This window comes from Pseudomonas sp. 37 R 15 (assembly GCF_900004865.1).
Lineage (GTDB): Bacteria > Pseudomonadota > Gammaproteobacteria > Pseudomonadales > Pseudomonadaceae > Aquipseudomonas > Aquipseudomonas fluorescens_AM.
This window is the reverse complement of sequence record NZ_CVTV01000020.1, coordinates 395,230-408,771: the sequence shown is the minus strand read 5'-3', so window position 1 is coordinate 408,771 and position 13,542 is coordinate 395,230. Positions and strand designations below refer to the sequence as shown.

General features: G+C 61.1%; 10 protein-coding genes. 2 read left to right on the top strand and 8 right to left on the bottom strand.

All coding sequences use genetic code 11. From position 1 onward, the window contains the following. Positions 1–36: 36 nt before the first annotated feature. The 6 genes from BFQ04_RS07040 to putP form a co-directional block, all read right to left on the bottom strand. Positions 37–873 (bottom strand): IS3 family transposase, encoded by an 837-nt coding sequence (locus BFQ04_RS07040; RefSeq protein WP_065949523.1) that lies wholly within the window; start codon positions 871–873, stop codon positions 37–39. Further along, positions 870–1,172 carry a transposase gene (locus BFQ04_RS30330; protein WP_065949522.1) on the bottom strand — a complete coding sequence of 101 codons (303 nt, stop codon included), beginning with the start codon at positions 1,170–1,172 and terminating at the stop codon, positions 870–872. The genes BFQ04_RS07040 and BFQ04_RS30330 overlap by 4 nt, the downstream gene beginning before the upstream one ends. Positions 1,173–1,285: 113 nt before the next feature. Next, entirely contained in the window at positions 1,286–2,122 is an 837-nt protein-coding gene (locus BFQ04_RS07030) for a 23S rRNA (adenine(2030)-N(6))-methyltransferase RlmJ (RefSeq protein WP_065950177.1), read from the bottom strand. Positions 2,123–2,201: 79 nt separating this feature from the next. Further along, a complete protein-coding gene (locus tag BFQ04_RS07025; RefSeq protein WP_065950176.1) occupies positions 2,202–2,927 on the bottom strand; it encodes a DUF4123 domain-containing protein in 726 nt (241 codons plus the stop codon). After that, on the bottom strand, positions 2,927–4,945 hold the full coding sequence (locus BFQ04_RS07020; protein WP_065950175.1) for a type VI secretion system Vgr family protein: 2,019 nt from the start codon (positions 4,943–4,945) through the stop codon (positions 2,927–2,929). The genes BFQ04_RS07025 and BFQ04_RS07020 overlap by 1 nt, the downstream gene beginning before the upstream one ends. A 201-nt stretch (positions 4,946–5,146) precedes the next feature. Further along, entirely contained in the window at positions 5,147–6,631 is a 1,485-nt protein-coding gene (putP, locus tag BFQ04_RS07015) for a sodium/proline symporter PutP (protein ID WP_065950174.1), read from the bottom strand. Positions 6,632–7,092: 461 nt separating this feature from the next. Between putP and putA the strand changes: the two genes are divergently transcribed. Then, positions 7,093–11,046 (top strand): trifunctional transcriptional regulator/proline dehydrogenase/L-glutamate gamma-semialdehyde dehydrogenase, encoded by a 3,954-nt coding sequence (gene putA, locus BFQ04_RS07010; protein ID WP_065950173.1) that lies wholly within the window; start codon positions 7,093–7,095, stop codon positions 11,044–11,046. Positions 11,047–11,211: 165 nt separating this feature from the next. Further along, entirely contained in the window at positions 11,212–13,014 is a 1,803-nt protein-coding gene (locus BFQ04_RS07005; RefSeq protein ID WP_065950172.1) for an acyl-CoA dehydrogenase, read from the top strand. On the opposite strand, the gene BFQ04_RS07000 is transcribed toward BFQ04_RS07005, so the two are convergent. Further along, on the bottom strand, positions 13,011–13,301 hold the full coding sequence (locus tag BFQ04_RS07000) for a cell division protein ZapA (RefSeq protein WP_057724383.1): 291 nt from the start codon (positions 13,299–13,301) through the stop codon (positions 13,011–13,013). The two genes, BFQ04_RS07005 and BFQ04_RS07000, sit on opposite strands and share 4 nt — an antisense overlap. Continuing rightward, complete coding sequence (locus BFQ04_RS06995; protein ID WP_057724384.1) at positions 13,298–13,528, bottom strand: hypothetical protein; 231 nt, start codon at positions 13,526–13,528, stop codon at positions 13,298–13,300. The genes BFQ04_RS07000 and BFQ04_RS06995 overlap by 4 nt, the downstream gene beginning before the upstream one ends. Positions 13,529–13,542: the final 14 nt, after the last annotated feature.

Genomic DNA, 13,542 nt, shown 5'->3' with positions numbered 1-13,542 from the left:
TGAACTGGTCAAGTAATCTTGGACACTGATTAAGGTTCACGCCGCCAACCTTTCCTTCACGACCGGCGACCGGTAGTCGTTGTAGCTATGAGGCCTGCTGATGTTGTAGCGCGAGACATAGCGCTGCACGTCTGCTCGGGCCTCATGTTCCAGTTTGTAGCCCGTTTCAGGCACCCACTCTGATTTCAAGCTGCCAAAGAAACGCTCCATCGGGGCGTTGTCCCAGCATTCGCCTTTACGGCTCATACTCTGCCTAAACCCCTGTTTCAGCAGCTCGTTTCGGAATTTATGACTGGTGTACTGACAACCTTGGTCAGAATGAAACAACACATCCTGGGGATGGCCGCGTAGCTCAACCGCCATGCGTAGCGCTTCGCAGGTCAGGTTGGCATCAGAAATCATCGAGAACGACCAGCCCACGATCCTGCGAGCGTACAAATCCAGAACGGCGGCGAAGTACATCCACCGCTTGCCGACCTTGATATATGTCACGTCGCCACACCACACCTGATTAACCGCCGTCACATCAAATTTTCGCTTGAGCACGTGCGGCGCCACCAAGGCCTCCACGCCCGGCGACCTGTACTTATGGCGCCTGCGCTGACGGCTGGCGATGCCAGCTTCGCGCATCAAACTGCGAGCCATATAACGCCCGATACGATGCCCTTTGGCTTGTAGCTCCTTGGACAACGTACGTGCACCGGCCGACTCTCTGGACGCCTTGTGGTGCCTGACCAGCGCGGCTTTGAGCTTATCCCTCTCAGGATTTGCTCTGCCTTGGCGCTGGCGCCAGGCGTAGAAGCTACTGCGGTTGACCCCAAACGCCTGGCAACACCTTTTAACGCCGTACTGCTCGTCCAGCTCATCGATCAACGTGAATGATCTTTGGCGTCCAAAAGCAGGAGAGCACTGGCCTTTTTTAGAATTTCGATATCCAGGTCTTTCTCTCTGAGCAGAGCTTTGAGCCTCTGGATTTCTCGTTGATCAGCAGTAATCGCCTTGGCCCCTACCGGGGTCGAGCCCAAGCGTTCTTTTTGCACTTGATCGACCCAGCGGCGCAGGGCTGTGGGGCCGATATCCAGGGTGGCACACACCTCGGTAACCGGCTGACCTTCATCCAACACCATGCTGGCAGCCTTGAGCTTGAACTCACTCGAATAAGATTTACGCATAACCAAACACCTCAGATTTGGGCGCTATCATAGCGCCCGATTGAAGTGTCCAAAATCATTAGGCCAGTTCAAGCCCCCTCCCACATTGGGTTTTGTGTTTGCTTGAAAGCCGGTTACTCCGCGATAAGCCAATCCATCTGCCACCCACCCTGGGTCTGGCCAAGCTGTCTGGACAGCCACGGCAGCAGCTCACGCAATTCCTCTTCCAGGCCCCACGGCGGGTTGGCAATCGCCAGGCCCGAGCCGGTCAGGGTGTTGGGCGTGTCCAGCGGGTGCACCAGCAATTCCACGCGCAACAGTTTCGGCGCGCCGGTGCCGGCCAGGTCCTGGTAAAAGCGGCGCAGCATGCGCTGGTCCTTCACCGGGTACCAGATCGCCGCGACGGTCTGGCGCATGCGGCTGACGGCTTCCTTGAGGGACGCCGCGCAGCGCTGCATTTCATCGAGCTTTTCGAACGGTGGATCGATCAGCATCAGCGCGCGTTTTTCCGGCACTGGCAACAGGGCACGCGGTACATGCCAGCCTTCGCCCAAGTGCACCTTGACCCGGCGATCGCCCTTCATGTTGTCCTTGAGCAGCACGCCATCTTCCGGGTGTTTTTCGTTGAGCAGCACACGGTCCTGGGGACGCGTCAGGCGCCGTGCCAGCTCCGGCGAGCCCGGGTAGTAGCGCAACTGGCCATCCGGGTTCATCTCGTGCAGCACGCGCATGTAATCGGCGGTGAGCGGCGGCAGGTCGTTTGCACCCCACAGGCGGGCGATGCCTTCCAGGTATTCACCGGTGCGGTTGGCCTGGTCACCCTGCAGGTCATACAGACCAATGCCGGCATGGGTATCGAGGTAGGCGAACGGCTGCTCCTTGCGCGACATCAGGGCGATGAGGCGGGTCAAGGTCAGGTGTTTGAAGACATCGGCGTGGTTGCCGGCGTGAAAGGCGTGACGATAATTCATGGTTGCTCCTGCGCAGGGGGCGAAGTTTACCTTCTACCGGCACAAAGGTGCAGGGCCGCATGGCGGGTGGCGTCTTTGTCTAACTCAGCTGCGAAGCGAGGTAATCGACCAGCGCAGTATGGCTGGCCCCCGGCCTGCGCACGAACCAGCCGAGTTTGTGCTGCAAGGTGGCCGGCGTGAAGGCCGCATACAGATCAGGACGCTGCTCTTGCAGCCATTGCAGCAGGTTGTCGATCAGCACGCCCGGCGCCTGTTCCTCCAGGTGCCTGAGCAACGACGCAGGCACTCGCCACCACGGGCACGCTTGAGCTGGCGTGACCGGGCCGGTTGCCACCGTCAGCGGCTGGCCATTGATCAGGTAACGCCCAAACACCGGCATGACCTCCCCTGCCTGGTCACCCAAGTGCTGCCACATCGGCTGAAACCGGGCGCCGTCCCAGAAGCGGAAAAACACCGCCTGGTCATTGGGCATGACTACCTTGCTCAAGCCTTGCAGGTGGGCGACCACGCTTTCCAATGGACTGGAGGATACCGCCAGCCACCCCCAATCCGTGGCTTTTACGGCGGCTACCCACTCAAGGAAAGCGCTGCCCGGCTCGACAATGCCCACATAAGGCATCACCTCCTCCCAGTGCGCGTAGGCCGTGCCTGCCCAGATCGCTTGGGGCAGCGGCGCCGCCGCCGTGGCTTGCCAGGCGGCGAGCGGCTTGGCGTCGCTGGCATTGCCGAGTACGGCATAGATTCGCTCATCGGCAAGCAGGGGACGCTGTGCCAGCCAACTGCGGGGGTCCATGGGTGTGCGCATCAGGAAACACTCCGTGCATGCCCGGTGATATCGCACTGCCCGGCCCGGCAACGCTCGCATTCTTCGCAAAACGGCGCGCTGCGCTTCAGGTTGGCCACTTGTACAGGGCTCAGAGGGCGCGGGGAAACCGCCTGCACCGCCTCCTTCAAGCCAGGCGTCAACGGCGCCGTCGTAGCTGCCGGCGCCCCGCCCGGCTGGATCGGCACACTGCTGAAAATGCCGCCCGCCGACAGCGTGATCGACTGCCCTCCCGCCTGAATCGTAACGCTGGCCCCTGCATCGATGACAATGCTCTGCCCTGCCCCCAGTTCAAGCGTGCGAGCGGCGCGCATGTGCTGCGAACCGCCGACCATCAGGTGGTCATCCTGCTTGAGTTCAGTCAGGCGATTGCCGTGGGTGATGCGTTGTTCTTCGCCGTGCAATTCATGGTGCGACTCGCCGCCCACCGTGACCCGGCGCTGGTTATCGACTTGCACCTGCTGGTCATGCAACACGTGCTGGGTCCAGTCGCGCTGGGCGCGCAGGTAGATCTCCTCGGCGCCCTGGCGGTCCTCGATGCGCAGTTCGTTGTAGCCACCGCCACCGGGGCTGCTCTGGCTGCGAAAGAGACTGCGGGTCTTTTCCGCCGGCAGGTCGAGGGGCAAACGATTCGCCGCGTTGGGCAGGCAGCCCATCACCAGCGGCATGTCCACGTCGCCATCGACGAAGCCCACCAGCACTTCCATGCCGACTCGCGGGGTCAGCACCGCCCCATAACCGTCATGGGCCCAGCCGCTCGCCACGCGCAGCCAACAACTGGAATGTTCGTTGTGTTCCCCGTCGCGGTCCCACGCCATCTGCACTTTGACCCGACCGTATTCGTCGCAATGCACCTCACTGCCGGCCGGCCCGGTGACCACCGCATTCTGGTAGCCCGACAGGTGGGGCCGGGGCATGATCAAAGGTGTTCGGAACGGCACATCCCAAGGCGTGACTACAAATTCGTTGCTGTAGCCTGCGCGCACGTCATCCCCATAGGTCTCAGGCGCAGACTCCTCCAATACTTGCGGCTGCTGCCCGGTATGGTGCAACTGGGTAACCAGCCACAAATCATTCCATTCCTGACGCGGGTGGTCGGCCATCTTCAGAAACTGCCCGGTGACCAGCGCCGGCTGGTCGCTGATACCGCTGGCCTGGCGAAAGTCGCTGCGGTGACGCTCCAACACACGTCGCGCCAGGTACTTGCCGTGCGCTCGGTCCGTAAAGTCACCCGGGTAGCGCTGTTCGTCGAGGGTCGGGCGTTGCCCGCTGGATGCCGTGCTTTCCAATACCAGGCTGGGCTTTTTGAAGTCGTAGGCCCGCAGGTTCACTCCGGCGGAACGGGTTTCGAGCCGCAGGATGAAGCGCTTGATCGCCGGGGCCCCGGCCACCATCCCGGAACCCGCCAGGTAGGACGTGTCCTGGTCCGGCTGGCTGAACACACTCTGGTCATCACCAAACACCAGCAAGTGACGCTCGGGACTGTGCTGAAAGTGATAGTGAATGCCCGACTCAACGCACAAGCGCTGGATGAACTGCAAATCGGTTTCGTCGAACTGAACACAGTACTCGCGCTCGGGGTATTGACCGCTCAGGCGAAACACGAAGGTATCCGCCTGAATATCCTGAGCCTCCAGCACCCGCGCAATGATCTGCGGGATGGTTTTTTGCTGAAATATCCGCTGGTGAGTGCTGTGTTCCAGATACGCCAACTGCGGTACCAGGGTGATCTGGTAACGGGTCAGGCGCTTGCCCGAATCGCCTTGTGCGACGCGGTAAACCTGGCCATGAATACCGTGACCCTGAGCGTCGAATCCCAGGAATGCCTGACGGTGCAGAAGGCTGTCGAGGTCAAGGTCGGGTTGTTCGCTGACCAACTCAAGGTCAAAGCGAAAGGGCAGGCTGATAAATTCATCGCCCATGAATCCATGAACCTTGAGATCACAAGGCTCCCCATCCAGGGTCAGATTAAAGGCACTTTGATTGGCAGGAGCGAACATCCGGTGTTTCTCTGCGAAGGGTGAGTGAGCGATTCTGCAACAGCCATTTACCGAGTCGGGCACTGCTCAGGAAAATAAGTAAGGTCCTACATCGGCGATGCCGGAATCCTCAAGGCCTGATCGTTCAGGCATAAAAAAAGGCCCGCATCCATCGGACGCAGGCCTTCTTTTCCATGACCGGGCGCTCAACGCCCAGCGTTGTTACTTGTTGAGGTTGTAGTCTTTTTCCGCCGCATCAAAGCGCTCGACCATACCGGCAGTCGGTGCACCCATCTTGCTCACGAAGTAGATCGCCAGGCTGGCGAAGATGAAGCCTGGGATGATTTCGTACAGGCCCAGCAACTCGAAGTGTTTCCACACAATCACGGTGATCGCGCCCACCAGGATGCCGGCCAATGCGCCGTTGCGGGTCATGTTTTTCCAGATGACCGAGATCAGCACCACAGGACCGAAGGCGGCGCCGAAACCGGCCCAGGCGTAGCTGACCAGGCCCAGTACGCGGTTTTCCGGGTTGGCGGCCATGGCGATGGCGATCAAGGCCACCACCAGCACCATGATCCGACCGACCCATACCAGCTCAAGCTGGGAAGCGCCCTTGCGCAGGAATGCCTTGTAGAAATCTTCGGTCAGGGCGCTGGAGCACACCAGCAACTGACAGCTCAGGGTGCTCATCACGGCCGCAAGGATGGCCGACAGCAAGACACCGGCAACCCATGGATTGAACAGGATCTTGGCCAGTTCGATAAACACGCGCTCGGGGTTTTCGGTCACGGGACCGGCCACCTCAGGATGCGCCGAGAAGTAAGCGATGCCGAAGAAGCCCACCGCCACGGTGCCACCCAGGCACAGGATCATCCAGGTCATGGAGATGCGTCGCGCGTTGGCAATCGACTTCACCGAATCCGCCGCCATGAACCGCGCAAGGATGTGCGGCTGGCCGAAGTAACCCAGGCCCCAGCCCATCAGCGAGATGATGCCGATGAAGGTGGTGTTTTTCAGCATATCGAAGTTGGTCGGGTCCTTGGCTTCGATGGCCAGGAAGGTGGTGTCCACGCCGCCGGTGGCCAGCAGCACAATGATCGGCGTCAGGATCAACGCGAAGATCATCAGCGTGGCTTGTACGGTATCGGTCCAGCTGACCGCCAGGAAACCGCCGATAAAGGTGTAGGCGATGGTCGCCGCGGCACCGGCCCACAGCGCTGTTTCGTAGGACATGCCGAAGGTGCTTTCGAACAGGCGCGCACCGGCCACGATGCCGGAGGCGCAGTAAATGGTGAAGAACACCAGGATCACCACCGCGGAAATGATCCGCAGCAGGCCGCTTTTATCTTCGAAGCGGCTGGAGAAGTAATCCGGCAGGGTCAGGGCGTCGCCGTTGTGTTCGGTCTGCACCCGCAGGCGACCGGCCACGAACAGCCAGTTGAGGTAGGCACCGACGATCAGGCCGATGGCGATCCAGCTTTCCGACAAGCCCGACATATAGATCGCGCCCGGCAGGCCCATCAACAACCAGCCGCTCATATCGGAAGCACCGGCGGACAAGGCTGTCACCACGCTACCGAGGCTGCGACCACCAAGGATGTAATCGGAAAGGTTGTTGGTGGAGCGATAGGCCATCAGGCCGATCAGCACCATTGCTGCGATATAGATCACGAACGTGATCAGGGTTGGATTACTAACGCTCATAGAAGTGACGCCCTGGCTTTGTTTTTATGTAGCGACGGTCTGTCAGACCGCTACCGGTAGTAACCCGATAAACGATGCTGAATGCCGCGCATTTATGACTGGCGTTTCCCCAGGAAAGCCGCCAGCCGATGAACCAAACCGTAGAGGTGGTTGCACCTTGGTGCGCGAATGCTATTCAACAATGTAAATAAGGTGCAACCAGTTTCTTGCGAATAAGTTGCACCTGGGCGCATTTCAGGACAAACACCGCGTTTTTGCTCCTTTTCGGAGCAAGAACACTCAATCTCAGAAGCAAATGCACCGACAAGCAGCCGATTCGGTTGAAGGCCGGTTTTTTTCCGATCAAGCGTCGTAAATTTCATGAACAAAAAGGGTTGCACCCGGTTGCACCTCGCCATGGGCAAAGCTAATCTTGCCGCCAGCAGATGCCACTCGGTAGTGGCACCCATGAGGATAAGAATATGGCTACGACCACCCTTGGGGTCAAACTCGACGACCCGACCCGCGAACGCCTCAAGGCCGCCGCGTCCTCCATTGATCGCACGCCGCACTGGCTGATCAAACAGGCAATTTTCAATTACCTGGAGAAACTCGAGGGTGGTGCAACCCTGAACGAGCTCAATGGCTTGAGCAGCAAGGACGCCGACGATGCGGGCGAGGTTCAGGCCGACCACGCGCACCAGTGCTTCCTCGAGTTCGCCGAGAGCATCCTGCCGCAGTCGGTATTACGTGCCTCGATCACCGCCGCTTACCGTCGCCCCGAGCCGGAGGTGGTGCCGATGCTGATCGAGCAGGCTCGCCTGCCGGCCGACATGGCCGAAGCCACCAACAAGCTGGCCGCCACGATTGCCGAGAAGCTGCGCAACCAGAAGAGCGCCGGCGGCCGTGCCGGTATCGTTCAGGGTCTGCTGCAGGAGTTTTCCCTGTCGTCCCAGGAAGGCGTGGCGCTGATGTGCCTGGCCGAAGCGCTGCTGCGCATCCCGGACAAAGGCACCCGCGATGCGCTGATCCGCGACAAGATCAGCACCGGCAACTGGCACCCGCACCTGGGTAACAGCCCGTCGCTGTTCGTCAATGCCGCCACCTGGGGCCTGCTGTTGACCGGCAAACTGGTCGCCACCCATAACGAAGCCGGTTTGACCTCGTCCCTGAGCCGCATCATCGGCAAAAGCGGCGAACCGATGATCCGCAAGGGCGTCGACATGGCCATGCGTCTGATGGGCGAGCAGTTCGTCACCGGCGAAACCATCGCCGAAGCCCTGGCCAACGCGAGCAAGTTCGAAGCCAAGGGCTTTCGCTATTCCTACGACATGCTCGGTGAAGCCGCGCTCACCGAGCACGATGCGCAGAAGTACCTGGCCTCGTACGAACAAGCCATTCATTCCATCGGCAAAGCCTCCCACGGCCGTGGGATTTATGAAGGCCCGGGCATCTCCATCAAGCTGTCGGCACTGCACCCGCGTTACAGCCGTGCGCAGTACGAGCGCGTGATGGACGAGTTGTACCCGCGCCTGCTGTCCCTGACGCTGCTGGCCAAGCAGTACGACATCGGCCTGAACATCGACGCCGAAGAGGCCGACCGCCTCGAGTTGTCCCTGGACCTGCTCGAGCGCCTGTGCTTCGAGCCGCAACTGACCGGCTGGAACGGTATCGGTTTCGTGATCCAGGCCTACCAGAAGCGTTGCCCGTACGTGATCGACTATGTGATCGACCTGGCCCGCCGCAGCCGCCACCGCCTGATGATCCGCCTGGTAAAAGGCGCGTACTGGGACAGCGAAATCAAGCGCGCCCAGGTCGAAGGCCTGGAAGGCTACCCGGTGTACACCCGCAAGGTGTACACCGACGTTTCCTACATTGCCTGCGCACGCAAACTGCTGTCGGTGCCGGAAGTCATCTATCCGCAGTTCGCCACGCACAACGCCCACACCCTGGCGGCCATCTATCATATTGCCGGTCAGAACTACTACCCCGGCCAATACGAGTTCCAATGCCTGCACGGCATGGGTGAACCGCTGTACGAACAGGTTGTAGGCAAGGTTTCCGAAGGCAAGCTGAACCGTCCGTGCCGCGTGTACGCTCCGGTCGGCACTCACGAAACACTGCTGGCGTACCTGGTGCGTCGCCTGCTGGAAAACGGCGCGAACACCTCGTTCGTCAACCGCATCGCCGACCAATCCATCTCGATCCAGGAGCTGGTGGCCGATCCAGTGGCGAGCATCGAGCAGATGGCGACCGTGGAAGGCGGCTTCGGCCTGCCGCACCCGCGCATCCCGCTGCCGCGTGACCTGTATGGCCGCGACCGCGCCAACTCGGCCGGTATCGACCTGGCCAACGAGCATCGCCTGGCATCGCTGTCCTGCGCCCTGCTGGCCACCGCCCATAACAACTGGAAAGCCGCGCCGATGCTCGGTTGCACTTCCAGCGAACAGCCGGCTGCGGCGGTGCTGAACCCGTCCGACCTGCGCGATGTGGTCGGTCATGTTCAGGAAGCCACTGTCGAAGACGTCGACAATGCCATCCAGTGCGCTATCAGCGCCGCGCCCATCTGGCAGGCCACCCCGCCCGCCGAGCGCGCCGCGATCCTGGAGCGCGCCGCCGACCTGATGGAAGGCGAGATCCAGCCACTGATGGGCCTGCTGGCCCGTGAAGCCGGCAAGACCTTCGCCAACGCCATCGCCGAAGTGCGCGAAGCCGTGGACTTCCTGCGCTACTACGCGGTGCAGGCACGCAACGATTTCACCAACGACGCCCACCGCCCATTGGGCCCGGTGGTGTGTATCAGCCCGTGGAACTTCCCGCTGGCAATCTTCAGCGGCCAGGTCGCTGCTGCCTTGGCCGCCGGCAACCCGGTACTGGCCAAGCCTGCCGAACAAACCCCGCTGGTCGCCGCCCAGGCTGTACGCATCCTGCTCGAAGCCGGCATTCCGCAAGGCGTGCTGCAATTGCTGCCGGGCCAGGGCGAAAGCGTCGGTGCGCGCCTGGTCGGTGATGAGCGCGTCAAAGGCGTAATGTTCACCGGTTCCACCGAGGTTGCACGCTTGCTGCAACGCAGTGTCGCCGGGCGCCTGGATGCCCAGGGGCGTCCGATTCCGCTGATCGCCGAAACCGGCGGCCAGAACGCGATGATCGTCGACTCGTCGGCGCTCACCGAACAAGTGGTCATCGACGTGGTGTCGTCGGCCTTCGACAGCGCCGGCCAACGTTGCTCGGCCCTGCGCGTCTTGTGCCTGCAGGAAGATTCGTCAGAGCGTGTCATCGAAATGCTCAAGGGTGCCATGGCCGAATGCCGCCTGGGCAACCCGGAGCGCCTGTCGGTGGATATCGGCCCGGTGATCGACGCCGAAGCCAAGGCCGGCATCGAGAAACACATCCAGGCCATGCGCGACAAAGGCCGCAACGTTTACCAGGTGGCGATTGCCGATGGCGACGAGATCAAGCGTGGCACCTTCGTGATGCCCACCCTGATCGAGCTGGAAAGCTTCGACGAGCTGCAACGCGAGATCTTCGGTCCGGTGCTGCACGTGGTGCGCTACAAGCGTAAAGAGATCGACCAGCTCATCGGCCAGATCAACGCATCCGGCTATGGCCTGACCCTGGGCGTGCACACCCGCATCGACGAGACCATCGCCAAGGTGATCGACAACGTCAACGCCGGCAACGTCTACGTCAACCGCAACATCGTCGGCGCCGTGGTCGGCGTGCAACCGTTCGGCGGCGAAGGCCTGTCGGGTACCGGCCCGAAAGCCGGTGGCCCGCTGTACTTGTACCGCCTGCTGTCGACCCGTCCTACCGATGCGATCGAGCAATCCTTCGTACGTGGCGACGCCTTGACCGCACCCGACCTGCGCCTGCGCGACGCCATGAGCCAACCGCTGACCGCCCTGAAAACCTGGGCCGACAGTCACACGTTCAGCGAACTGAGCAGCCTGTGCACACAATTTGCCGCACAGTCGCAAAGCGGTATCACCCGCCAACTGGCCGGCCCGACCGGCGAGCGCAACAGTTATGCGATCCTGCCGCGCGAACACGTGCTGTGCCTGGCTGACGTGGAAGGCGACCTGCTGACCCAACTGGCCGCGGTATTGGCGGTAGGCGGTTCGGCGGTATGGCCGGAAACCGAGCTGACCAAGGCCTTGTTCCCACGCCTGCCGAAAGACATTCAGGCGAAGATCAAGCGCGTGGCCGACTGGACCAAGGACGACGTGGTGTTCGACGCGGTCCTGCATCACGGTGACTCCGACCAACTGCGCGCGGTGTGCCAGCAAGTGGCGCAGCGTGGCGGTGCGATTGTTGGTGTGCAGGGTCTGTCGCAGGGCGAAACGGCGATTGCGCTGGAGCGCCTGGTGATCGAGCGGGCGTTGAGCGTCAACACCGCTGCGGCAGGCGGTAATGCCAGCCTGATGACTATCGGTTAAACAACAGCTTCAAGTTGTAAGCTACAAGCTGCAAGTAAAAGCGTCCTGCTCTTACTTGCAGCTTGAGGCTCGCAACTTGTGCCGCCCCATCACCCCCATCTATCTTCCTTCCCCATTTTTATTAGCACTCCTAGACTGCGGCATACTTTTAAAAGGTAATCCGCCATGTCCGAGACGCTGCTCAGTTCCCGCAATCTGGCTTTCGAGCTGTACGAAGTCCTCGATGCCGAGGGCCTGACCCAGCGCGAGCGGTTTGCCGAGCACAATCGTGAAACCTTCGATGCCGCCATCAGCACGGCGCGCAACATCGCCGAAAAGTACTTCGCGCCCCACAACCGCAAGAACGACGAAAACGAACCGCGTTACGAAGACGGCAAGGCGATCCTGATTCCGGAAGTAAAGCCGGCCGTGGACGCGTTTCTCGAAGCGGGCTTCCTCAACGCCGCGCGCAGTTTCGACGCCGGTGGCATGCAGCTGCCTACGTTGCTGTCCCAGGCCTGCTTTGCGCACTTCCAGTCGGCCAACGCCGCGTCCACGTCCTACCCGTTCCTGACCATGGGCGCTGCCAACCTGATCGAAAGCTTCGGTACCGAGGAGCAGAAACAACGCTTCCTGCAACCAATGATCGACGGACGTTTCTTCGGCACCATGGCCCTCACCGAACCGCATGCCGGGTCGTCTTTGTCGGATATTCGTACACGCGCAGAGCCTGCGGCCGACGGTAGCTATCGACTCAAGGGCAATAAAATCTTTATCTCCGGCGGCGACCACCCGCTGTCGGAAAATATCGTACACATGGTGCTGGCCAAGCTGCCTGACGCACCGGCCGGGGTGAAGGGCATTTCGCTGTTTATCGTGCCCAAATTCCTGGTCAACGATGACGGCAGCCTGGGCGAGCGCAACGACGTGCTGCTGGCCGGGCTGTTTCACAAGATGGGCTGGCGCGGCACTACGTCCACAGCGCTTAACTTCGGCGATAACGGCAACTGTGTCGGCTACCTGGTGGGCAAACCGCACCAGGGCCTGAGCTGCATGTTCCAGATGATGAACGAAGCCCGCATCGGTGTGGGCATGGGTGCGGTGATGCTCGGTTACGCGGGCTACCTTTACTCGCTGGAGTACGCCCGCGAACGTCCGCAAGGCCGCCTGCCGGACAGCAAAGACCCAGGCACCGCGCCGGTGTCGATCATCCAGCACGCCGATATCAAGCGCATGCTGCTGACACAAAAAGCCTATGTGGAAGGCGCCTTCGACCTGGGCCTGTACGCCGCACGGCTGTTCGACGACACCACCACCCTGCCGACCGACGCCGAGCGCAAACAGGCCCACGAACTGCTGGACCTGCTCACCCCCATCGTCAAATCCTGGCCGTCGGAGTTCTGCCTCAAGGCCAACGAACTGGCGATCCAAATCCTTGGCGGTCATGGCTATACCCGTGAATACCCGGTGGAGCAGTACTACCGCGATAACCGCCTGAACCCGATCCACGAAGGCACCCATGGCATCCAGTCCCTGGATTTGCTCGGGCGCAAACTGGCGCAGAACGGTGGCGCCGGGCTCAAGCAATTGATTCGGCTGATCGCCGAGACAGGCGCCCGGGCACAGCAATACCCATCGCTGACCGTGCTAAGGGAGCCGCTGGAGCAACTGGTCAATGGCCTGCAACGCGTCACCCTCGGCCTGCTGGGCGATCTCGCCCAGGGCAAGGTCAACAGCAGCCTGGCGAACTCGGCGCTGTACCTGAAGGTGTTCGGGCACACGGTGATTGGCTGGCGCTGGCTGGAACAGGCGATTCGCGCCGAAGCAGGGCTGGCCAGGGGCGACGCGGCCGATGTGGCCTTCTATAAAGGCAAGCTCCAGGCCGCCCGGTACTTCCTGACCTGGGAAGTACCAGGCTGCCATCATGAACTGGCGATTCTGGAGGCACGCGACGATACGTGCCTGGGCATGCAGGATGCGTGGTTCTAGGGCTGGATCGCCTTGGAAATCACCTCGACCGTGGCGCTGACTTGCTCTTGGTAACGGTCGAGTTCCTGTTGATGAGCCTGCTGCATTTCGATCTGCTCGGCGCACAGGTTCAGCGCGGCCAGTACCAATAATTTGTCGCCGATCAGGGTCGGGTACTTTTTCTTGGTGGTGGCCAGGGAGGCCTTGAGCATGGTCACGGCGTGCATCAGGGTCTGGTCTTCCCCGGCCGGCGCCTTGATCGAGTAATCCTCTCCGAGAATCGAAACGACCTTTATCCCTTCGTTCATGCGCTGACAGGCCCTGCGCTTACACGCTCAACCAGTGCCTGGATACGGGCGGCGGTGGCGCCGTGTTTTTCTTCCTGTTCCATCAGGTTCAGTTGCAGGCTGTCGTTTTCGTCCCTGGCACGGGCAAGCTCCGCCTTGAGGGATTCGTTGCTGCCCAGCAGGTCTTGATTCTGCTGTACGAGGTCGCTGACCAGTTGTTCCAGTTGGCTGAGGGATGCTTCTAACATTTTGATTTCTCGGG